This is a genomic window from Alkaliphilus peptidifermentans DSM 18978 (assembly GCF_900101495.1).
Classification (GTDB): Bacteria; Bacillota; Clostridia; order Peptostreptococcales; family Natronincolaceae; genus Alkaliphilus_C; species Alkaliphilus_C peptidifermentans.
The window spans coordinates 151,338-175,690 of sequence record NZ_FMUS01000003.1 but is presented as its reverse complement, the minus strand read 5'-3'; the positions used below and the strand labels follow the sequence as shown (position 1 = coordinate 175,690).

The following is a 24,353-nucleotide window of genomic DNA, read 5'->3' as shown; positions in this document are numbered from 1 at the left end:
ATTTCATGCTTTAGAATTTATGAAGTTCTAAACGAACTTTCATATTACATTAAAAACACGTGAGCATAAAAGCTCACGTGCCAATTGTCAAGAGTCAACAAAGTAGATTGTTGAAAAACCTATTATATTTTAGTAATTATATGTTACATTAACATGTGCCTTAATCTCTAAATCACCAGAAGCAATAGGCGTAACACTCATGTCGGCTGCACTTTCAAGTCTAACATCCATATACTTTCCATAGGGCTCACTATAGCCTGCTTCAACCACCTTTGAAGGTTTACCTATTGTTACTCCAAGGGTTTTTGCAATAGTTTCAGCCTTTCCTTCTGCATTCTTTATTGCTGCAGAAAGTGCTTCTAAATAATGCTTTTCATTGTCTGACATAGTAAATCTAACATTATTAATTTGATTGGCTCCATTTTTTGCAGCTGTATCGATGGTTGCTCCTACCTTGTTTATATCCCTTACAGTAACCTCAAAGGAATGCACTACTTTGTAGTCTCCCTCCTGCTGTCTTCCATCATTATAAAAGCGTTCACGATACATGTTATAATAGGAGGTTTTTATATCCTCTTCTCCAATACCTGCTTTCTTCAGAGCCTCCACCAATTGAGTAGATTGCTTGGTGTTTTCATCTTGAGAAATTTTAGAATCTTTATTAGATGTTTCTATACCAATGTTTATAATCCCAATGTCTGGTTTTACTAAAATCACTCCTGTACCATTTACACTAATTTCACTAGGTAATGCCGTATTGGCTTCTGCATTTGCTACACCAGATGAAAAACTACCTAGGAAGAAAAAGCCAATCAGCATAAAAACCATCAGTGTAAGAAATGGTGCTGGTTTCACTGTTAAACTTTTCATTCTTTCATCCTTCCTTTTCTATATTTTTTAAACATAACCCATCCAATTGGACCTATGAAAACAGATATTAAGAATAGATGAGGTAGTATACCAAATAACCCAATTAAGCTTCTCTCACCAACCCTAATTAATCTATTAACAGATTGAACAAAGTTATTTTTTGCCTTTCCCCATAGTCCATCATTTACAGATTGTATTCTTAATACTGATGGTCTTACTTCCTCTAAGTCAATATGAATGGTTGACATAGCCACCAGTCGATCGTAAGTTTTTAGGTTTCCTAAATAACGATTCATTTCCAGTCTGACCCGTGAAAGCTCATTCTCGATTCTTAATAAGTCATCAACCTTCTCTGCTTTGCTAAGAATTTCCTGGAGTCTTTCCTCTTGAATTTCAAGGTTTCTTACTTGTGTCTCAGTATCTCTATAGGTTTCTGTAATGTTGTCGGTGTCGATATTTTGACTAATGACCCTGTCAAAGGATTCAAATTGATGGAATACTCCCTTAAAGGTTTCACTAGGCACTCGAACAGTCAATCGAGCCGCCCGCATAGACTCTTCTGGTCTTTCTCTATTAATGTAACGGTAATAGGATTCTGCCTGTTGTATATACCCATTATTATCGTCAACTAATTGCATTATTGATGCATATACCCTATCAAATTCTACTGTTTCAATTCTAATGTTTCCAGTATGGATGAACTTAAACTCTGAGTATTCTTCTGTTGCACCCATAGTCATCATTTCCTGCTCAGCAGTGTCCATTACTGCAGACTCGTCATTACTATCATCCAGTGTCAAATTAAAGCTGAACTGCTTATTCTTATCTACATCGGCAATCTCTACACCATAAGTCCTACCCTCTTCTTCAGCTCTAGCTGAATTCATACTCTCTGGAGCTTCGGCTGGAGCCATATCAGATATCTGAAATTTAGTATTAAATTGCTTTGGCATTAAAGAATTATATGCAGTAGCTGTTACCAATAAAATCAATAGACCTGCTGCTATACCCTTCATTATTCTAAGGTTAAAGCCTTTCTTTTTCGGTAGACCTTCCTTCACCCCAGTCTCCATCTTAAGCTTCTCTCGGAGGGTCTCATTAAAATTGGAAGGCAATTCAACTTCAGGAATGTCATCTAAGCATTCCAAAACAATCTTTAGATTTTCAATACCAAGCTTGCAGCTTGTACATTCTTCTAAGTGCTTCTCAAATTTAATTTTTTCATCCTCAGTAAGGATTTCATCAATATATAGTGAGCTATAATAATCAAAATTTTTGCAATCCATTCTAACCCTCCTTTCAAGCCTTCATTTTTTCTCCAAGTAGACTTCTCAAGCTACTTCTAGCCCTGCTAATCCTTGATTTAACAGTTCCCTCTGAGCACTTAAGTATTTCTGAAATCTCTTGGTAGGTGAAGCCTTCTATTTCTCTTAATATAATAACTTCTCTATGCTCATAATTAAGTTGGTTAATAGCATCCTGTATCATGTTCTGTGTCTCTTTCCTTTCAAGTAAATACTCCGGAGTATTTTCTTCATCTGGAACCTCTAATTGATAAGTACCCTCACCAGAATCGTAGTCCTTATCTAAATATAGTATTTTTCCCTTTCGATTTTTTCGGATATAATCGATACAAGAATTAGACACAATTGAATAAAGCCACGTTGAAAATTGACTGTTACCTTTAAACTTGTCGATTGATTTATATATTTTAATCAACGCTTCTTGGGTAACATCATTGGCATCCTCTAGATTCCCTAGCATTCGATAGGCTATATTAAAAGCCTTCTTTTGATATGGTTGAATTAGCTTTTCAAAGCTATCCATATCCCCCTGCTGAGATTCTTCAATTAAGGAGATTTCCTCTTGACTCAAGTGTTCCACTCCCTTCCACGACCTCCTATTTCTAAGACGAAATAAGTTGGTTTTTGTTCCATAAGATTTTTTTGAACATTATAATTATATATCTTTTATCTGTTAAAGGATATATACGTTTTTTAAATATTTGTTAAACTATTGAAAAAACAATAAAAAATAATCGACTTAATTCTACCGATCATTCTTTATTGTAATTTGATTATCCATTTTAAAAGGATGAAATACACTTTTTTCTAATTGAGCATTATTATTATAGTGAAAAATTGCATGATGCTTAAAACCATTAGTTACTCGATATCTTAGATCTGTCATTTTCACTATAATTCTATCCTTTTCCTCTTTAAAGTCTATATGAAAAAAAGGTGTAAAGCTTTCAAAATACTGTCCCAGTTCTTCCTTTAGTGATTTTTCAATAATGGAATTGGTTATAATAGTAAATCGTCTTAATTGATTTGGAATACCTCTAAAGCTTTTAATATCTCCAACTAAGTATTCTTCCTTAGTTTTTACGATATAGTCCCATTTAAGAGGATTATAATCCGAAGGCATAATTGTTATTTTTCTAATTTCAGCACCTTTACAATATTGGTTTTGTAGTATTCTCTTTAGGCTTTTCTTGTCTAATGCCTTGAGAATTAGGTAAGCCAGCATAATTACTCCCATCATGAGGTTTTCAAAAAAAGTCCGACCGCTGAAAAATAGAATATATCCACTCAACAATATTACAACTGGATCGTATATCATTATCAGGTTTATGGAATATTTCTTACGGTTCAATGGATATAGTAATGCTACACCGTAGGAGTTCAATAGATCAAAAACAACATGGGACAAAGCACCTATCATTGTCCACAGAAAGACCTCTCTAAAAACAAAGGATGAGTAGATAAGAGAAAGCCCTAAGGTTATTAGTAATGAAACTCCTATTATCCCTGGAATCGAGTGGGTTTCAACTCTGTGATGCTTCAAATATACATAATCACCCTTTATTCTGGTAATGATATCAAGATCAGGTGCAATAGCACCAATTAAAGCGCCGATGCTGGCAGGGTTTCCTAAGCTTGGTGCTTGACTTAGTCCATGGATGGACAAGCCGATAATTGCGTGTGATAGTGGGTCCATCCCCATTCCCCCTTTGTTTTTTCAACCTTGCAATAGTTTACATAATGCATTATATCAGAATATGTGGCCTATATATAGTTGAAGATTTTTCTATAACCTTATGATTGACATTCTCACAGGTGTATGGTATCATAAATTTTGTACCTCACATGCCGCGGTGGCGGAACTGGCAGACGCAGCAGACTCAAAATCTGCCGATTGAAAGATCGTGGGGGTTCGATTCCCTTCCGCGGCACCAAAATATAAAGTCTTTAAATTCGCATTCTAGTGCGATTTTAAAGACTTTTTTTATTTATTTGATCTCTCCTAGCTTTTTTTAACTATTTGCACTAACCTCTAGCCATTGTAACTAAAAATCCTAATATATCAGTTCGTTACCGTCAATTCATATTAATTTTGTGCTTCCACTTTTCCAACCATCTTGTTTCTCCTAACTCTTTCAAATTCTGTTGATTTGAAATCAAGTTTTGTCCTAATTTCATCCATTTTTCTGCAAACTTTTTAAACCTACTACATGGAAAAATACTACACTGAAAACAATAATTGTATCTCTTTTTCTCTATACAACATACATAAATTCCTTTACATTTTCTAACCTTGCAATGCTTCTCTGCGCCTTCACATGGGTTATTTGTCCTCAAAAAATTTGGGCACTCACCACAGTAAATACCACAAGGAGGTATGAATCCATTATAATCTTTCAAAAATATTTCCCTCCTCTCAACTAATAATAATACAGTGTTATCTACTGTCAGGTTAACAAAGCACCCTCTACATACACCAAACCAAACTCTTTTATTAGTTAATAACACATTTAATGGGACAAAAACTATCAAACTTAGATAATTTTTTTTGCTTTTATCATAGATTTTTTACAGTTATTTATTCATAATATATTGGTAATTTTAGTGTTTGTGTGATTTCTCCATTCTCTAAGGTCACCTTTGTGTAAAGTACGAAATAAGGCTCATACGAAAACTTTCCTTTTGGAGCTTTAATATGTTTTTCTATTATTTCACTAATGCTATCATTTGTATATATCCACCCATCACTAGGGTCATTATCAGTAAATATTAATTCCTCTCCCTGATCTGATTCCATCCTTAGAAAATAAAAATCTACCTTCTTAGCATTTTTGTATCCAATTAATTCCAATTTAAAATATTCATCATCTAGAACATACCAATCATCTTTAATTTTATATTTCGCATTTATATTATATATATTTTTCAAATTTTCAAAGGAGTCATATTTATCCTTTAACATAGCATATGAAGAAAACCTAGACATTATAAAACTCTCTTCTAGTTCTTTTATCTCTATTGTTAGTTTGGTATTTAGATCTTGTAGACGCTTTATATCATCCTCTTTTTGGGATACCTGTTCTTCCAATTCTAAGATCTTATTAATCAAATGGTCTTTTTCATCTTTGAATGAGTCAATAGATTTATTGGTACATCCTGAAATTACCACAGCTATAACTATACATATTGTAATAATTAATTTCCTTTTCATCATTAATTCCCCCTAGGTTTTATTCATCTAATATGACTAACACTTTATTTACACTTATTCCTTCGTTCAACATACGATTTATTACTGATTTTGAATATTTTCTACTTCTACGTAATCTTCATATATCCTCTATTTTTACATAATTTACAAAATTTTCAGTAGCACCTTTAGCTATTAAGTTTTTTCGCATTGCAGCTAATGCTCTGGTTATTGTTCTTATCTCGTCTTTTTTATCCAAGTATTTTATAGCTTCACTATTTTCATCAATGGTTAAATCATTATTAGATAGTTTTTCAATTTTATTTTTGATAGATTAATAATTCAATTGGTTTTGAAATTGAGTTGAGATAGTAAATATAGTAATAATCAAAGCAATTATTACTAATAAACTAGTTATTAAGGTTATTCTAGTAGTACGAACTTCTTCCTCCATTATTTCATCGATAGAAATAATACTTACTAAAGACCATGGTGCAGCTGTATCACCTATAACTATAAGTGAAAAAAAATATAGGCTTACTATTTGTGTGAAAAATCAAACATCCTCATAGGTTAATTTTTTTCCATTAATTATGGCACTTTCTAACTCTTCATGATAAATATAGTCTATAACCTTATCTGTGATATGATTTGCTATAATGTATCTAATGCTATGTCTACGCCTACTACACCTACTACGTCGTTTTTGATAAAAGATTGGTGGTACACTTAAATAGTCGATTTTTTCGTGGTCGATACTACCTTTATATAGTGTGTAACTAAATAAGTTACACACTGGATATAATATAATTTTTATTCTAATCAAAAAAAAATAATAAGGCTCAAAATGAGCCTTGAGGTTGTTAAAAATTCATAAGGATGCTAAGTTTTGGGTGCAATAGCAGAAAAAGAATAATTTTATACTAACAATCACTCTTCATAGATTAACGGTTTTTTACCGTAAAAAGCATCTATAAATAATTCTTTTGCTTCATTAATATTAGGTATACGAGGTGATAGCTTTGTTGCAATTGCAGAAACTGCTAATTCAGAAAAAATATCAATTCTATCCATAAATTCTTTCTCATCAATACCTAAAGCCGAAAAGCTTTCTGGAATTCCTATACTCCTATTAAACTCAACAATATAGTCTACTAAAGATTGACAAAGTTCGCCATCATTATTGCCCACTATTCCAATTCTTTTTGCTATAGTGATATATGATGGGTGTACGCCAGTAAATGCAGTTGTATAAGGTAATAGCAGTCCACATATTTGTCCATGGGGAATTCCAAAATAAGGTCCTGGCTGATCAAATCCGTGGGCAAGACCAGCACAAGAATTGGTAATAGCAACTCCAGACATACTTGCTGCTATATGACATATTTCTCTTACCTTTCTTTTTCCTTCTGTTGTAATATTTTCATTAACAGAGTGTTTAAGATTTTCTAAAAGATCAAGGGCTGCACCAATTGCAATTGATACAACCATAGGTGAAGCTGTCATACTTACAGCAGCCTCCATTGCGTGAGTTAATGCATCCATACCAGTATGAGCTGCAATTACTGAAGGAAGTGAATCTGTAAAGTCAGCATCAATAATCGAATATGCTGGAATAAGTCCATTCCCAAGCATAAGGTGTTTCTGCTTGCTTTCATCATCAGTGAATACTGCAGCAGATGTTGTTTCAGATCCCGTACCACTAGTTGTTGGAATTGCAACCATTTTGGCTTTATCTCCTAGAGTTGGTAGTTGATATGGCTTTAAGGAGTCTTCAAGACTCATATTGGGATACTCATAAAAGAGATGTATTGCTTTTGCAGTATCAATAACAGAACCACCACCGAGGGCTATAATAAGGTCTGGCTGAAACTCCTTCATCTCATCGCCAACTGTTTTGATATCACTAAAATAAGGTTCGTTGATTATTTCCGAAATAAATTGGCATTTACCGCCATTTTTTTCTATAAGATTTTGTATCCTGTTTTTCGTAATCGTAGACATCACATTTGCACCACCATGAATTACTGCTGCACGCTTGGCTGACAATTGTCCAAGAAAATCAAGAGATCCACGACCAACAATAAATCTAGTTAGTTCCAAAGGTGAATACTTTTTTTCCATAGCTATTTCATCCTTTCTCATTCCATTTACTTCTCTATTTAAAATAGTTATCTGCCTTTCTTTTTAAATCTTTCTTCCATAAAAGATTTCTTGAGTTTTTAACTTCAATCTCAAGAAATCCCACTATATATCCATTAATAATAGTGTGCTTAATAAATTACAAAAGAGGGTGATGAGTAGTCCATTACCCTCTTTTAACATAATCTACAGCCGTCCTCCTACAGTATGTTATCCACCTCCCATAGGAGGTAAAAACATAATTTTATCTCCATCCTCCATTTGAGTGTCAATGCCCTTTTCAAAAACAAGATTCCTATTATTTATGAAAATTAGACTTTGCAAACATTCACTGGTTGATATTTTTTCTACTACATCCTTTCTAAACTCATGGTTGCATTTTTTACTGAGTTCCTCCAGTAAATCCATGATTGTACTACCATCCTTAAGGGAAATGTATCTTTCCTCTTCCGATATGTAGTTCTTAAAAATCCCCATCATTTGTACTGAAACGGTGATCATCTTACAATTCCTAGTATATCTAAGGTCTCCTTTTTGGGAATACCCTGGGAATCCCATCCTCTTAATTCATAATATCGATCTAGCATATTTGTTAGGTCCTTCTCAGTTAATGGAAGAAACGGCTCTTTGATATCTGTCAATGCTTCGAAACATCTTTCTGGTAGCCAATCATCACTTTTTGACATTCCAGATTCTATGTTAAACATTCTCTCCATATTCCATATCATTTCACCTTTCTTAACAAATTCCTCTTCAGAAACCCTAATACCAGAAGCAGAAGTCAGCAAATCTAAGAATAGACCCATTGGATATTCAAATTCTGCAAACCTACAGCAGACCAAAGTAAATAAAGCATTTACCTTATCTTGTATTTCTTTAACAAGCTCCGGTTTATTTTGAATACTATCCATTGGGATCTTTCCAGTTATTTCAAGTCCCACTGGTGCACGTTTGTGGCATGCTCCTCTGTTGGATGTTGCAAAGGTTAAGGCTACTCCTTTCATTCTCTGTGGCATCCATGCAGCAAACTCCAATCCCTTAACTTGCATGGCAAAGCCCTCTGATCCTTTTCCAATCTTCTGTGAAGCTCTTCTGGTTCCCTCTGCAAGTAGATTACCTATATTTTCTCTCTTGCCGATTTTTTCCAACATCCTTATCATTTCTTCATTATTACCAAATTTCAAATCGATACCACCAGTATCTTTTTTATCAATTAATCCTTTTTCATAGCATTCCATTGCAAAAGCAACTGTGCATCCAGCAGATAATGTATCCATTCCATATTCTTCACAAATTTGATGAGCTTTGGCCAAAATTTCTCGGTCATCATTTAGAATATCAGAACCAAATGAGTACATTGTCTCATATTCTGGACCTCTGGTAACCATCCCAGGAAATTTCCCTTTTTCAAACCTGTGAACTTGACCACAGTGAACTGCGCAAGCGTGACAGGCTACTAATCTAGTGGGATAGTTTTCCATATACGCATATCCATCAATCTTATCACCATTCTGAAACCTACTTAATTTATGATTTTTTGTAGCCAAAGCATTTCTGGAATTAATCATTCCAAGACCAGATCCTGTTCCATTTTTACCGAAAGAAGCCAATAAATTCCAGTTATCGCCAAAGGCTCTTTCAATTATTTCTATGCATTTATCTACATTTTTTTCGAAGCCTTCAGGATCGTTCACTTTTATATCTTTATTACCCTTCATGGCAATGGCCTTTAAATTTTTAGAACCAAAAACACCACCTACTCCTCCACGGCCATATGCTCGAGTATTTGAAATACATGCTGCAAAACGCACCATATTTTCACCAGCAAGTCCTATTGAAATAACACCTAGTTCTTTTCCGTGGATTGATTTGATATGATCTTCAGTATAATCTGTGGTCTTACCCTTCAACTGGTTGGCATCGTAAAACTGCGCTCCATTTTCATCTACAAGAACATATACCAGTTGATCTGACCTGCCTTCTATAATTATTGAATCAAAGCCACTTTGCTTGATTCGATAGGCCATATCCCCTCCTGCATAGCTATTAACCATACCGTTTGATGCTGGCGATTTTGTCACTATACATGACTGTGCAAACAATGGTGCCCTGGTTCCATTTATTGGTCCAACATTAATTGTAATTTTATTCTTTTCATCAAAAGCATCAACTGTTGGTGGTACTTCTCTAAAAACTATCTCAGTTCCAAAACCAATACCACCAATGTATTTCTCAATATACTCATCGCTAATTGGTTCAATTGTATATGTTTTTAGGGTTAGATTTATCCTTAACAGCCTCTTTGAATAGCATTCATACATATTATTCCCCCTCCTTCGCAATTGATAAAGCTCCAGTTGCACATGTTTTTGTGCACTTAAACTCGCCTTTACAATAGTCGCATTTAAAGTATGTATCATCTGGTAGTTTAAAAATTGCATCATAGGGGCATGCATCTTGGCACATTCCGCAGTTTACACATTTTTCAGTGTCAAGAATAATCACTTGGTTTTCTACTAACAATGCATCAAATTTACATGCCATTACACATAATGCATCGGAACAATGCCTGCAATATGCTAGATCCGGACTATCAGGGAATTTTGTGATAATTCTTAAGGATGCTTTTTGTGTATTGTAAACATCATAGTGAGCCATAGAGCAGCTAAGCTCACAAGAGTGGCATTCTGTACAGATATCAGTGTTAAACTTTAGTTTCATTGGATTTCACTCTCCTTTTTTAATTCAGATTCACGAGTGATAATTTAAGCATTTATTAATTGAATATCAGTATGATTCTGCAAAAAGCTTGCTATGCCCCGCTTGGTTCCCAGAACAGTACAGATGAGTAGTATTATCAAAGGTATAGCTGTCATAAGCAGAGGGAAATAATCCTCCTGATTCTTTATTAAGCCTTAATACATCTCCGCCAACAACTCTATCCATCTTAGACAATATATATTGCTTTTCTATACTACCACCACTAATAACGGCATCTGCTTCTGGAACATCATCAACCAATAATATCCCTTCTGTCCCATCTATTCCCCCAAATTCAAAAGTAATTGTTGTAGCTTTAATTCCGTTTTTTTCAGCTGCTTGAATTGTCAGCATGCCATCTACTGCTGCATTTCCTCCACCTTCCCAGGCCATTATTAATCCTTGGGCTTCAAGTTGTTTTGCTAACTTTACACAAAAATTTGCGGATCTTTCTTTATGCCAGTTAGTAGGATTGTGACTTCTGCTGAAGATTACACCTTTAAAGTTAATTGTTTCTCCATGTTGTCTATAGAGCTCTAATAATATTGGGTGATTAACATGTAGATATGTAGGTACTTTAAAAGCAGGCCACACGTAATTTCCACTGACTATGCATCCATCTAGCATTTCATTGGGATGCAATAAGGTTGGAACCAGATTGTCAATATTTTGGCCATATAGATTGGTATTTGAGTAGACACCCTGATTTTGACATTGCCATACTAAGACAACATTTGGAAGATTTGAATTTAACTCATCAAGCGCAAATAATTCTTTTTCATCTGGCTCCCTTAGGAGAGTAGTTTTTGCTAAAATTTCTGATACCTTTAAGCTGCATAATCGTATATCATTGTCGTACTCTGCTGATGATTTTCCTTCTTTCAATTTATAAATCATGACCAAATTAATGGTCTGGGAAAAAGGTGAAATACCAGCAATTTCGCCAGACATGTCGATTATTGCATCTCTAGGGTACAATAGACCACTGCTGGCACTGGTTGTCTCCCAAGGTAGTGGTGCACTTTGAATTATTGAGAAGCCTTTAAGCAGGTTTGTATCACCTTCACCAACGGTTTCTGCTTTTCCAAAATATCCAGGATATGAATACCCATTCCCTGATACTTTATACATAGGTTGTATTGCATCTAGTGCATGGATTATTCTGCAGCTCTCCCCAGGCTTGGCAATTTCAAAATCTATTGAATCGATGCTTTTCATAAGGGGTGATATTTCATCTAATAGCTGCTTTTTACTGATGCTTAATATACCATCATTAAAGGATATTTCATCCCTCCATTTAACATCTTTAACATGATAATAGCGCCTTGTTAATCTCATTATTAACACTCCTTACTTTCATCAACATTAAAAATTGTTGGTGAATCTGTTTTCTTGCTTATTGCTTCAAAAGCTTTAAGCAGTATGGTTCGTCTATAGTGCTTTTCCCTATCCAAGGGCAACGCTGGATCTCCCACTGGATTTGTAAAATCTCCTCCATACACGATTCTATTGGCACCAACGTTCAGTGCTATTGATGTAAAGCCTGTAATAACAGCATTAGGAATCCCTGCTTTGTCCAGTTCCTTTGATATCGTTGCAACGCAACGTGTACAAGTTCCTCACGTGGAGGATAGGATGGCAGCATCAACCTTTTCATTTAATAATTCTGTTACAATACCTCTTCCAATTTTTTTACTATTCTCTACATTTGTTCCAACACCACATGTTGAGAAAAAATGATTATATATTTTTTTAATCATGCCTTCTTTTTCTAACCCTCTCAATTCATCCAATGGAATTAATCTATTGGGATCTTCGTCTACTAAAGTTGTATCGTAGCCTCCATGAATTGACTCATATCTTCCATTGTGAATAGAATCCATACCTTCTATGTTGTATTTCCCATAGCTTACAGAAAAAGCCTGCTTCAGCTTATCTGGATTTCCCTTTGGCACCAATCCACCTGTTGTAATCATTGCAATGGTAGACTCGCTTAAAACCTTAACTGGTTCGGCTGGTGAAACCTGTTCAAGGGTTCTTAGTGGCACCTCTGTGGTATACTTTTGATTATTAAGCTTTTTAACCAGCATCTCCACAACTCGTTGTGCTCCTGTTTTATCATGGAATTCATTATACCTATGTCCTGTGGGCAAATATCCTTCTATCCTTGAAGCTCCTATTTTTTCTCTTTTTGCTAATTTTAAAGCAAGATTTGCAAGTTTAGGAATTACTTTACGCATTCCTGCAGCAGTTTCTGGACTCTCAATTATATAAATATCCTTCTCATACATATTTACTGCAGGATTCTCATAATACATAGCTGTAACAGAAGGTATTCCCATTTCTTTTTTGACATAGCTACATATCTTTCCACATGCTACCCCATATCTGCCAGCATTAAATGCAGGACCGGCAATAAATACATCAGCCTTAGCCTCTTTAATTACATTGCTTATATCTGTTAATATACTGTGGAATTTTTCATCGTTATTAACAAAATTATCACCACAGGAGATTACTTTAACTACTTCCATTTCATCATTCCAGTATTTTTCTATAGCTAAAGCCGGCCCCTTCTTTTCGTTAAAAACATTCAGCCCTATATCGGCCCTTTCTTCACCGCCTAATCCAGCATAAAACTGATTAATATAATATACAGCCCGCATTCTACCCATGACATAAACTCCTCTCTTACATCTGATATGATGATTTTTTTAAGTAATACTTGAATAATTAGCAAATTTACCCTATGCCATCATCAATTTATCTTTTTCATTAAGACATTCTTTAATTTGTAGAATATCTTTCTCAACTTGATATTTAACTTCATCTAAATTATCGAATTTTTTAACGTCCCTTATATAGTTGTGCAATTCCAACTTAATTTCTTTATCATATATTTGTCTTGAGAAATCTAAAAGGAAGGTCTCAATTGTAACATAGCCATGGTTATCGACAGATGGACGTAGTCCTATATTGGTTAGTCCCTGAAACAATTCACCATCAATTTCCGAAAGAGTTGCATAAACTCCATGCCTTGGAATAAGTTTATTTTCATGTACACCCAAGTTAGCAGTAGGCATACCAACAGTTCTTCCTAAGGCCTTTCCGTGAACAATCTTTCCCCAGAATGAAAAGCTATGGCCAAGTAGTTCATTGGCTATTTCAAGTTCTCCATTTACAATTTCACTGCGTAACCATTTGGTGGTTATAGTCTCTCCTTTTAGCTTCACTTCTTCACAGGGAACCAACTGATAACCATACTTTGATGAGAGTGCCTTAAGGGTTTCAATATTTCCGGCTTGGGATCTTCCGAATTTACAATTTTTTCCTACAACAATAACCTTTGCGTCAAGTTTATCCACCAGTATTTTTTTAACAAACTCTTCAGGCTCCATTAATTTTGTTTCTTTACAAAATGGATACGAAATCATAATCTTAGGAGAATTTTGATTTAATATTTCCAGCTTCTCTTCTGTGGTATAGATTTCTTTTAGTGAATTGTTCAAATCATCTGGCATATATTCTAAATTCAGTAGTATAGATGTAAGTTCTTTATTTTCCTGCTTAATTAGCTTTTGGATGACAGCTTGATGACCTCTATGTAATCCGTCAAAATTTCCAAAAGCTATACAAGTATTTTTCATTTTAAAATCCTTGCCTTGGATATAATTCATTTACCTTGCCTCCCTAAAGTCTTATCTTCATAATGGTGTAGTCGTCTCATTACTCAATGATGTGAAAATTTTGTAAAAAGGGTGACCAGCAATGATGGTACACCCTTAATATTTTTAAAAATCCGCAGTCTACGGTCCTTATAATAAAACAAATATTATGTAATCCTTACATATAACCTTTTTTCTATTCATGTCATATTTAAAAAATATTTATTACTATTTACTAGACTATCGGTGCTTTAGTTTTTGGGCTCTGTCTTAATACAAAGGCTATTATAACTGCTGCAACTGCATACCAAGCTAATGTAAAGTATATTATTGTTGAGCCTTCCAATATTCTAGGTATGTATGTGGCAATAATCACCGCTAGAGTAATGATTGGAAGAAATGTTCCTCCGGGGGCACGATAATTGCCTTCAATATGTGAAAATTTCCTGCGTGCAACTACAAGTGAATAGCAGTTTATTATAATTGTAATTGCTGCAAATAGTGATCCTAAGTTAACAATCTCTGCGGTAAACTGTGGGAAACATGATATAATACTTGTTGCCAATGCCACGAGGATTGTTGCATTAAGGGGAGTTCCTGTTTTATTGTCAATTTTAGCTAGAAACTTAGGAAGAAGTCCTGCTTCAGCAGTGGCAAAAATAGCTCTGGCTGTTATTGCAATTAGAACGAGAATAGTAGTAAGTAGTGCCATAACCGCTGAAATAGAAATCACCTTGGGAAGCCATGGGAACATCTGAAGCTTTGTAAAGGCGGCAGCATATAATGGTATAAACCTCATACCTGGGTTTTCAACAAGGAATTCTGCTGTTACTAAACCAACAGTTGTAATAATGATCAGAGAATAAATGAAAACCACGATTCCCATTGCAATAGCAATAGATTTAGGTACATTTTTATTAGGATTTTTAACTTCTGAAACCATGAAGGCAACAGCAACTATAGATCCATAAGCAACCATAGCATTGGGTATAGCACTAACAAAGCCTGAGGCTCCTTTTATCCCTTGAGAGAAAAATGGGGTTAGAAGATCCGACTCCCACGAACCTCCAAATAAGCCAACTGCAATGAATACCAGCATAGTTAATACTAACACTGAAACTAGAATAGTATTGGCCTTACCAGCAACTGATATTTTATAAAAATTCAGTACACTACATAATACAACCGCTCCAACAGCCATGAGAATCTGGTATTTAGCAAATATTGGGAAGCCAACACCCAAATAAGTAGCTACATATATGGCAGAAAAAGCAATACCTGCAATATTGGAGGTAATATATCCCCAAACTGAAAACCATCCCCATATCTTTCCCTGTGTTTCATTTCGCCCCAGTGATTTTGAAGGGAATACAAATACACCTCCCGACTTTGGAAAAATAGTAGATAATTCTGCAACTTGCAATCCATACATCAATAGTATAATGGCAGCTATCAACCAGGATAATACTGCTGCAGGGCCTGCATAGTAAATCGTCATTCCTGACAATGAAAAAATTGCACTTCCAATCATCCCTCCAGCAATCATTGTTACACAGGCAACTAACCCTAAAGAACCTTCTTGAGTATTACCCTTCGACAAATTGGACATTACGTATTCCTCCTTCTTATCAAGTCCTTTCAATAGCACTTGATTAGCTTTTTAAGAATTCTCCTAAACCGTGTTTCATGAAATATATTTTATGGACTGATACTTTGATATAACTTCCTTGAATACGTTTTCAATTAAATGTCTGTACTTACTATCATTTACTGTTACTGTGACATGCGGATTTTTAAACCATACTACTTAGCTGATTCAACTATAATTCTATAAGCAGTCGGACTTAGTGCTTTTTTATAAGCTTCATCGATATTGCATAATTTTTCAGTACTTGTTATTAAATGTGATAAATCAATTGATTTATTTGAAATAAGCTTGGTTGCTGTAAGAAAATCTACATTTTTGGGACTTACTGCACCTGTAATTACCATTTCGCTAGAATGAATATGATTAACACTCACTTCTACTGGATTATCCGGATGAAAAGAAGTATACATTATAGCTCGGCCTAGCTTACCAGTGATTTTAATACAATCGGAAGCCACTTGAGTAGACGGTACTGTGCAAAATACTACATCTGCTCCTCTATTGTCTGTAAGTTTATTGATTTCGCTAATGACGTTATTCATGTCGGTTGAATTGATAACCACATCGGCACCCATTTTTTTTGCAACTTCAAGCCTGGAATCATCAATCTCACAAGCGATAACACGTGCTCCTTTTAACTTGGATAACTGGATGTGTAGTGCCCCCATAATTCCTACACCTACCACAACCACATCATCTCCAAGGTTTATGTCAGCTTGATTAACACTATGAATGCAACAAGCTAATGGCTCTGTAAGGGCAGCATGTTTAAGATCAACATCATCAGCGACTTTATAAATACTCTTCGCATTTACCATTACATACTCTGCAAAACCACCCGGTCCAAGAAACCCTTCGTGAATAGTAGATTTATATGAAACAACACATTGGTTTTCATTACCACTCCTACAATAATAACACTCACCACATGTATTTAAGGTTCGTACTGCAACTTTATCCCCTATTTTTATATTTTTAACATCTTCGCCTAATTTTTCAACAGTTCCCGCTATTTCATGTCCACCTGCAAAGGGATACAGCTTTCTAACACCATCATATACTCTTTGTTCTAGTGTACATATTGCACAGCAATCAACTTTAACTAATACTTCCTTTCCAATAGGTTCTCTTTTATTTAGTTCATATATCTTTGTTTCATTAACACCAGTAAGTATACTTACCTTGTATTTGTCCATATAGTTACCCCTTTTCTATTCTGATTGATTTTTTGCTAATATAGTTGACTCATTTCTTTAAGGGCTACATCTACACTGCAATCTTCATGGATTAGCTTTGCAATTGCTGCAGCATATTTTACTGGGTTTTCATGTCCCCAAATATTTCTTCCCATAGCTACTCCAGCCCCTCCTGCCTCCATAGCATCTTTAACCTCTTGTAATAATTGTCTTTCTGGAACCTTCTTAGAGCCACCTAAAATTACAACCGGTGCATAGACACTTTCAGTCAATTCTTTAAAGCTCTCTTGATCTCCAGTGTATTCGGTTTTAACAATATCAGCTCCTAATTCAACGCTTTGTCTGCAAGCAAATGTTATGTTTTCCGGTGTCCTAGAGTCATCACCACCCTCAAAACCGCGAGGAAGAGCTTCTGCTGTTACAGGTATTCCCCATTTATGTGCATCCATAATGGTATGTGAAAGCTGACTTAGTATTTCGTTTTCAAACTTTGAACCCGGAAAAGACATTGCGATCATAGAATCTGCTCCTAATCTAAGTGCATCTTCAGCACTGGCAACAATTTTCATTGACTTTGATCGATCTCCAAGAAATGATACACCACCATCCACTCGTAAAATTATACCTTTACCTAAAAAACAATCTCCAAATTTATCTGCCATACCAACTGTTGATAAAAAGGCATCTGCTCCAGCTATAGCCAGCTCTCTTATCATTTTCCCTTGTTTCTTCATTGCTGGAAGCACGTTGAAATTAGCTCCGTGATCCATAGCCAAAATAAAGGTTTTGCCATCTGGCCTGAAAATATGGTTCATTCGATTCGCTCTTGCTGTCATAATAAAACCTCCTCAAATAATTTTCTCTTTTCATAAAAATAATATGTCGTTACATTTGCTCACTTTATATTACATATGTAATGTTTAGTCTAAAAATATCACATTTATTTTTACAAGTCAAGAGGAAAATTCTATTTTGTCAGAATAATTTTAATCTTATTATATTTAGAAATGTTTCCTAAGAAAGTAATTGCCAGCTGTTGTATCCATTCGCAAATATTTTTACACAGACAAAAGCCGCTTTCATTTAGAAAGCGACTCTTTTATAAAAAAAAATATAGTTTTATGTGTTTTTTTCACGTGACATCCATTTTACTTTTTATACTGTTTTAACTCTTCTGCTGTATCAAGATCTGTTATCAAAACGTTAATCAGCCTTCCATTTAACGCGCCAATAATCGCCGGTATTTTTTCTTCCGAACCAGCTACTCCAATTCTCATAGGAATTCTTAGAAAGTCATCAAAACCAATTGAAATTACACGTTCACTAAAGGGAGAAACAATTCTATTACCAGCCTCGTCAAAGAAATGTGTACATATTTCACCAACTGCATTTTTTCTTTTAATATACTCATATTCTTCATGACCAATTGTTGGTAAAATTTCCTTATAACGGGTATCACCTATACCTACAGCAGCTATGGTACATGCCTTAATAGTTTCATATGTCTGTTTAAAGAAGGGTTCATTCATTATTGATTTACGAAGTTCTTTAGAATTAACAACTACTGGAGCATATAGCATAGCTGCTCTAGCCTCAATTTTTTCACTAAATCGATGTACTATATCATCAGAGCTTACTTTCATATCATCACTGTTCCAGCTTCCCATCAGTTGGATGACTGTAACGTCATTAATTTTTTTACTATCGGTTTTTTCCACTAAAGCCGCTACACTTCTACCTCTTGAAAACCCTATTATATCACCCTCATTTATAACTGACATTAAATATCGACTAGCAGTAACGCCCAGCTCAGAATAAAGTTGTTCATCAGATAAGCTCTTAGAAATTCGCACGGCCTGCAAACCATACTTCTCTTCAAGCTCGGTCTCTAGCTCCAGGTGAGTTTCTTCTAACTCAGGAATTACTATCTTTACAATACCATTCTCCAGACATTTAGCAAGAATCCTATTAACTCGCTGTCTGGACATGCTCATTTTTTGTGCAATTTCTTCTTGTGTAAGTCCAAACTTATAATAGTAGTTGGCAACTCTTATATACTCTACTCTATCCTGCTGCGAATTTGTATTTTTCATTTTATTCCACCTTTATCCTAGTATATAGAGATTGTGAATTTTTTCACCATCTCTACGATATATTTATTAATTTCCAATTACTCTATTAATTAGAATCTTCGATGGTTATATTTTATAACTATATATTTTTAGAGTCAATACAAAAAATTCCATTTTTAATTTCCAATTATAAAATTGGCTGATAAATTCTCTAAGGGATTTTAAACATTGCAACATGCGAGATTAACTGAGGGGTGTTAGATGATGTCTTACTGAAAAAACCTGCTAATATTTAGCAGGTTTTTTTCGATAGAGCTTTATTCTTTTACTTTAGATCTTGAACTTATTAATAATACTTTGTAACTCCTCTGCAATATGGGCCAATTCTTCGCTGGCTTTTGCTATTTCGTCAATGCTTGCTGTTTGCTCCTCTATAGATGCTGAAGCTTCTTGGGTTCCAGATGCATTTTCTTCTGCAATAGCCGATAAGTTTTGTATTAAGTCTACTAGTTTGTACTTTTTTTCATTCATCGCTTCTGCTGATTCATTAAGTTTTGTAATTACCCTATTGGTTACTTCAATAGAATTAGCTATTCTTTTGAATTTTTCTTCTGTTTGATTTACGCTATCTGATTGTTCTACAGAAATTTCCTTTACTTGCTGCATTTTATTTACTGCATTTTGAGATTTTGTTTTTAATTCTTCTATTAATGTTTTAATTTGTACTATAAAGTTATTGGATTCTTCTGCCAACTTTCTAATCTCTTCTGCTACTACTGCAAAGCCTCTTCCCTGTTCTCCTGAACGAGCTGCTTCTATAGCAGCATTTAATGCCAGTAAATTAGTTTGATCTGCTATGGATTGAATCATAGTACTTGCCTCTTCAATTTTTTCAGCACTTTGGTTATTACTTAGTATAGCTTCAAATATTTCTTCTGATGCAACATTACTCTCCTTTGTCTTTAACACAAGTGTTTTTAATATATCAAATCCTGACTCTTTTTCTTTTTCTATTTCTTTAGCTGCCTCATTTAACTCCTTCGTATAGTCTTTATTTTTTTCTAATAATTTTCCCATTTCTTCTATACTTAAAGCCGATACTTCTGTGTCTTCAGCTTGGCTACTGGCACCCTCTGCTATATTCTCAACAGTTTTTGCTACTTCTTCTCCTGCAATGGCCGATTGGCTAGATGTTTCTGTTAGCACTTTTGATGTTGCTACAACTTTCTGTGATGATTCTGAAGTTTTCATGATAAAATTTGCAATATTATTACGCATATCTCTTAAGGCTCTTGTAGCACTACCTATTTCATCTTTGCGATTATAATATTTATGAACATTTATATCATCAATTATTGTAAATTCTAGTTTAGCCAACTGGTTAATCCTATCTGTAATAGCAATGATAGGCTTAGCTATTCTACTACTAATAAAATAAGTAATTATAACACCTATTAGTAATATAACTAAAGAAAGTAATATAAAGGTATTTCTGAAGATTTTTACTTCAGTTAATGCTTCATCTATTTCCAATCCACAAACCACAGTCCATTGAGTTCCATCTATAGGAGAAAACCCAACTGCATTTTTTATTCCTTCATATTCATAGTCGCCATTTCCAATTTCCTTTTTTGAAATTATATTTTCTAACAATTCTGCTAAGCTTTCAAAAGACAGATTTTCTTTAGCTCCTTCGATAATATTACTTTGATTTATAACAAGGTTTCGATTAACATGCCCAATTGTTGTTCCTTTCTGATTTATGATAATTTGAAAGCCTGTCTCTCCATATTTAAACTCACTGGCAATATCGCATAAAAAAGTACCTTCCTTTACCCCATAAAAAACTCCGTAAATCTCACCGTTTTTCATAACTGGAGCTGCTAAAATAACTATCGGTTCCTTTAACACATCACTTATAATAACATCTGATATAGTTGATTTACCAGACATAGCATTTTGATAATAATCTTGATCATTAATATTTAGAGTATCTCTTTGTCTATTAAATACCACAGCATTACCATTTTTATCAGCAAAAGAATATTCTATATAGCCTGCCCTTTGAGCTTCTTCCTCAAAATATGATACCTTTTCCTCCCAAGGTATATCATCATCAGTAATTTTATTATCTTTCGCAATAGCTTCTATATAGAATATATGACCATCAACTATAGTTTTTATGTAGTTAGCCTTTTCCTCAGATAATATCCGTAACTCTCTATAACAGTTCTCAACCATATTATTACTAACCATTCTTATTGCTATAAACCCTAGTGTTGCTGTTAAACCAAGTATAAGCACAGTAAATATAGTTATAAATCTAGTTTTTAATGTTTTCATAATAATCAATATCCTCCTTTTACACACCAAAGCCTCCGTACCAACTACTGGGACGGATTCTTCACCTCATATTTTATAAGCAATAATTCATTTGCCTAATCTTAAATACATTACATATGTGGTTTTGGTTAATGAGCTTTTTTGATTATTATCGACATATTATTGGATTCATTCAACAAGAAATTAGTAAACCCTCTTATTATAAATCGCAAATTTCGACAAAAGCCACAGGTTTCATTCTATGTTAACATCTACAATATAGAATTTCTCCTTCTTCAGTTTGATATATTACTTTTTGACAGAATTAATTAGTACTTATGTACTATAATCTATTAAGTGCTTCTAATAAATATTTTTCTATACTTTTTATAGGAAGTATTCTAAATCCCATATAGGCTAGCTGTTAAGACTGTTCTCTTTGACATTTAAAGTAGTACTCTTACTTCAACTTCCATCATCAATTATTGAGGTGAAACAAAAAGAACACCCTATTAGCAGATGCTCTTAAACGTTATCTCCTTTACAATGATATTCTCCATGGTATACCCATGAGATTTTTACCTATTATCTCAAATGGTACTTTATATCGGGAGATGATTTGAAGTGCCATACTTAAATACTAGTTCCGGTATCATAGCTGCCAACACGTATTCTTTCTTAAAAAACCTATTTGCTCTTCTTTTGTAACAATATGCATGTACTGTGACTTCGTTTATACTTAGCACCTTTATCTGCCTTTGGGTAATTTCAACACCTTTTTGATACATGATTGTTATTACGGCCTTATTTTCATAAGAATAGTTCAACATAAAATCAATCATGCCCTTCACCTCTCATCATTTTATTATCAATTATATCAGAACACATGTTCTATGTAAAGGCAAAAAATATATCCTTGCTTGGTCTGTAAGAATAAAGCAAAATCTATTTATGACTTCATTATTGATAGCTCCCATAGGTATAATGAAGCTACTGTGCCATAAGGCGAGTACCTTTTTTTGTATCTTTCAAACTGTTCCTTTGAAAGCTCCTTATGTCCATATAAATTCATCATTCCTCTACATATGGCCAAATCCTTATAGCTTACAACATCTGGTCGACAAAAGGAGAAAATCAATAACATTTCAGCAGTCCAAGCACCAACTCCGTAGAGTGAAGATAGTTTTTTTATTACTTCTTCATCCGTTAGAGTATGTAGATTTTCAAAATCCACCTGGCCAGTCATTGCAGCCTCTGCTATTCCCTTAATATAATCAACTTTTCTATTTGACATACCACATTTTTGTATTTCAGATTTGTCTGCTTTAATAATACTCTCGGGGGTAATGTCATTTAGAAGGTTTTCAAACCTACTCCATACAGTTTCAGCAGCTTTTCCAGAAATCTGTTGGGCTACTATACTTGAAATTAGCGAAATAAAAGGGTCTGGATTAATTTCCCGTTTAATTATACCTATCTTGTCAATAGCTGCTCCTAGCTTTTTATCCTTACTTTTCAAGTAATCAATTTCCTTTTCACCATATTCAAAATATCTTGGCATTCTATTACCCCTTTCTTTTTTCCCTTGCTTTTTTCGTATATCTGATGTATCAGTATACTTTAACATATCATAGTTTGTATTCCCAACCATAATCTCCACTGTATATCATTTGTTTTGTCATACCTCCATCAACGGTTATATTTTCACCTGAAATAAATCCGTTATCTTCATGGCATAAAAACATTACAGTTTTGGCTATATCAAGAGGCTCCCCAACACGATTTACAGGATGCTGCTTTTTATCAGCATCACTATGTTTAGCGGTATAGTCTTTGTCATAGTTTGCACTGACATCAATCCAACCAGGACTTACGCTATTTACCCTAATCTTCCCTGCAAGGCTAATGGCAAGGGCATGGGTCAAAGCCGATATACCTCCCTTAGCGGCAGTGTAGCTTTCAGTATCGACTTGAGACATTGTTGCTCTAGTTGATGAAATATTAACTATAGCCCCTCCTTTATTAAAATAGTCTAAAAACAGTTTTGCGAGCATATATGGTGCTGTTACTCCCACCTTTAATACATAGTTGAAATCATCATACTGGCAACCTGTAATTATCCCTTTACGGCTTATGCATGCATTGTTAATAAGATAATCTATACCTCCATAGGCTTCAATTACTTTGCTTGCAAATTCTTCAAGGGTACTTTTTTCTGCAATATCACCACAGAAAAAGAGTCCTTCAGCACCAGTTGCTTTTAGCTCTACTAATGCTTTTTCTCCGGCCTTTTTATCTATATCTATAAAGGCCACCTTTGATCCCTTCTTTGCAAACTCATTTACTAAACAGAGACCTATTCCATTTGCTCCACCTGTTACTACACAAACTTTGTTTTGAAAATTCATAATGCACCTCTTTATTTTTACTTTATTTGATATTGTAAATTATACTATAGTAATTATATCAAAATAATTATAAGCTTACCTCTATTTTAATAATTGAAATTGTTATTCCTTATTGTATAAAGCATCAATTAAGGCAATTATACATTTTCCTCAGATATAGTAACACAAAAAAATCTTACCAATACTTAGTAAGATTTCTATGAATTTTCTTTCATTTATCAAGAAAATATATTAAACTGTATTATTAAAGGATGATATATTTTCCTTTCGCATTTTTTATTATTCATTTTACTAAATATTTGTTACTATAATAAGGAATGATGTTATTAGACAAAAACTATTTTATAGGGAACAAGTTCCATAATATTTTCAAATATATAGTCTAAGGTTATTTCTAGTTCGTCCTTAAGCTGTAAGTCAACCTTTTTATAATCACATTCATCATTCATTGTTTCAAGAATTTTTACTAGGGTATTTCTAAATAAAGTTTTATTCAAATCATTATCAATTTGTAGGATCTCTGGAAAATGATCAACAAGATCGCTATTCCTGATAAAAACTGTTACAATAAATGTAATAATTGGAACTTGAAAATAGCTTACATAGCCTGAATCATAGTCATTCCTTATTAGTAAATTTACAAAATATTGGTTTGTATTCAATAATAAATCATCTAATTTACTGTTAAGATTTCGATTAAGAAAATGATAGCAGTTAATAAAAAATTCTCTTTGCTTAAGTTCCTTATAATCTTTTAAATCAACAACCTTAGACAT

At 34.1% G+C, this 24,353-nt stretch carries 22 protein-coding genes and 1 tRNA gene; 1 reads left to right on the top strand and 22 read right to left on the bottom strand.

Annotated features, from left to right (window positions below; genetic code table 11):
• Positions 1-129: 129 nt before the first annotated feature.
• The 4 genes from BLP68_RS03715 to BLP68_RS03700 form a co-directional block, all read right to left on the bottom strand.
• Entirely contained in the window at positions 130-870 is a 741-nt protein-coding gene (locus BLP68_RS03715; RefSeq protein ID WP_091540161.1) for an SIMPL domain-containing protein, read from the bottom strand.
• Complete coding sequence (locus BLP68_RS03710) at positions 867-2,156, bottom strand: DUF4349 domain-containing protein (RefSeq protein ID WP_091540250.1); 1,290 nt, start codon at positions 2,154-2,156, stop codon at positions 867-869. Before BLP68_RS03710 ends, BLP68_RS03715 begins: the two co-directional genes overlap by 4 nt.
• 13 nt (positions 2,157-2,169) lie before the next feature.
• Entirely contained in the window at positions 2,170-2,745 is a 576-nt protein-coding gene (locus tag BLP68_RS03705; RefSeq protein WP_176758854.1) for an RNA polymerase sigma factor, read from the bottom strand.
• Between the two features lie 174 nt (positions 2,746-2,919).
• Positions 2,920-3,870, bottom strand: a complete 951-nt coding sequence (locus tag BLP68_RS03700) for a metal-dependent hydrolase (protein ID WP_176758853.1) — start codon at positions 3,868-3,870, stop codon at positions 2,920-2,922.
• 151 nt (positions 3,871-4,021) lie between these two features.
• Between BLP68_RS03700 and BLP68_RS03695 the strand changes: the two genes are divergently transcribed.
• Positions 4,022-4,108: transfer RNA gene (locus tag BLP68_RS03695), tRNA-Leu, on the top strand.
• 142 nt (positions 4,109-4,250) lie between these two features.
• Here the strand turns inward: BLP68_RS03695 and BLP68_RS03690 are convergent.
• The 18 genes from BLP68_RS03690 to BLP68_RS03605 form a co-directional block, all read right to left on the bottom strand.
• Positions 4,251-4,574: a DUF3795 domain-containing protein gene (locus tag BLP68_RS03690; RefSeq protein WP_091540154.1), complete on the bottom strand. Its 324-nt coding sequence runs from the start codon at positions 4,572-4,574 to the stop codon at positions 4,251-4,253.
• A gap of 178 nt (positions 4,575-4,752) precedes the next feature.
• A complete protein-coding gene (locus BLP68_RS03685) occupies positions 4,753-5,385 on the bottom strand; it encodes a hypothetical protein (protein WP_091540151.1) in 633 nt (210 codons plus the stop codon).
• Positions 5,386-6,294: 909 nt separating this feature from the next.
• Positions 6,295-7,509 (bottom strand): iron-containing alcohol dehydrogenase, encoded by a 1,215-nt coding sequence (locus BLP68_RS03680; protein WP_091540149.1) that lies wholly within the window; start codon positions 7,507-7,509, stop codon positions 6,295-6,297.
• 207 nt (positions 7,510-7,716) lie between these two features.
• The gene (locus BLP68_RS03675) at positions 7,717-8,007 is read right to left on the bottom strand and encodes a MoaD/ThiS family protein (RefSeq protein ID WP_176758851.1); all 291 of its coding nucleotides are present in this window, start codon (positions 8,005-8,007) and stop codon (positions 7,717-7,719) included.
• Positions 8,004-9,827, bottom strand: a complete 1,824-nt coding sequence (locus tag BLP68_RS03670; RefSeq protein ID WP_176758850.1) for an aldehyde ferredoxin oxidoreductase family protein — start codon at positions 9,825-9,827, stop codon at positions 8,004-8,006. Before BLP68_RS03670 ends, BLP68_RS03675 begins: the two co-directional genes overlap by 4 nt.
• A 1-nt stretch (position 9,828) precedes the next feature.
• Positions 9,829-10,227, bottom strand: a complete 399-nt coding sequence (locus BLP68_RS03665) for a 4Fe-4S dicluster domain-containing protein (RefSeq protein ID WP_091540142.1) — start codon at positions 10,225-10,227, stop codon at positions 9,829-9,831.
• 66 nt (positions 10,228-10,293) lie between these two features.
• Positions 10,294-11,604, bottom strand: a complete 1,311-nt coding sequence (locus BLP68_RS03660; protein WP_091540140.1) for a glycine/sarcosine/betaine reductase component B subunit — start codon at positions 11,602-11,604, stop codon at positions 10,294-10,296.
• Between the two features lie 2 nt (positions 11,605-11,606).
• Positions 11,607-12,932, bottom strand: a complete 1,326-nt coding sequence (locus BLP68_RS03655) for a glycine/betaine/sarcosine/D-proline family reductase selenoprotein B (protein ID WP_091540247.1) — start codon at positions 12,930-12,932, stop codon at positions 11,607-11,609.
• Between the two features lie 81 nt (positions 12,933-13,013).
• Positions 13,014-13,943, bottom strand: a complete 930-nt coding sequence (locus BLP68_RS03650; protein ID WP_091540138.1) for a bifunctional riboflavin kinase/FAD synthetase — start codon at positions 13,941-13,943, stop codon at positions 13,014-13,016.
• A 223-nt stretch (positions 13,944-14,166) separates the two neighbouring features.
• Positions 14,167-15,540 (bottom strand): APC family permease, encoded by a 1,374-nt coding sequence (locus tag BLP68_RS03645; protein WP_091540136.1) that lies wholly within the window; start codon positions 15,538-15,540, stop codon positions 14,167-14,169.
• Positions 15,541-15,734: 194 nt separating this feature from the next.
• Positions 15,735-16,775, bottom strand: a complete 1,041-nt coding sequence (locus BLP68_RS03640) for an alcohol dehydrogenase catalytic domain-containing protein (protein WP_091540133.1) — start codon at positions 16,773-16,775, stop codon at positions 15,735-15,737.
• A 35-nt stretch (positions 16,776-16,810) separates the two neighbouring features.
• Entirely contained in the window at positions 16,811-17,611 is an 801-nt protein-coding gene (locus BLP68_RS03635) for a class I fructose-bisphosphate aldolase (protein ID WP_091540131.1), read from the bottom strand.
• A 312-nt stretch (positions 17,612-17,923) separates the two neighbouring features.
• On the bottom strand, positions 17,924-18,868 hold the full coding sequence (locus BLP68_RS03630; protein WP_091540129.1) for a sugar-binding transcriptional regulator: 945 nt from the start codon (positions 18,866-18,868) through the stop codon (positions 17,924-17,926).
• A 309-nt stretch (positions 18,869-19,177) separates the two neighbouring features.
• Entirely contained in the window at positions 19,178-21,190 is a 2,013-nt protein-coding gene (locus tag BLP68_RS03625) for a methyl-accepting chemotaxis protein (protein ID WP_091540127.1), read from the bottom strand.
• 581 nt (positions 21,191-21,771) lie between these two features.
• Positions 21,772-22,011, bottom strand: a complete 240-nt coding sequence (locus BLP68_RS03620) for a hypothetical protein (protein WP_091540124.1) — start codon at positions 22,009-22,011, stop codon at positions 21,772-21,774.
• A gap of 107 nt (positions 22,012-22,118) precedes the next feature.
• Positions 22,119-22,730, bottom strand: a complete 612-nt coding sequence (locus tag BLP68_RS03615) for a DNA-3-methyladenine glycosylase family protein (protein WP_091540246.1) — start codon at positions 22,728-22,730, stop codon at positions 22,119-22,121.
• Between the two features lie 67 nt (positions 22,731-22,797).
• The gene (locus BLP68_RS03610; protein ID WP_091540121.1) at positions 22,798-23,577 is read right to left on the bottom strand and encodes an SDR family oxidoreductase; all 780 of its coding nucleotides are present in this window, start codon (positions 23,575-23,577) and stop codon (positions 22,798-22,800) included.
• Positions 23,578-23,903: 326 nt separating this feature from the next.
• Positions 23,904-24,353 (bottom strand): hypothetical protein, encoded by a 450-nt coding sequence (locus BLP68_RS03605; protein ID WP_091540119.1) that lies wholly within the window; start codon positions 24,351-24,353, stop codon positions 23,904-23,906.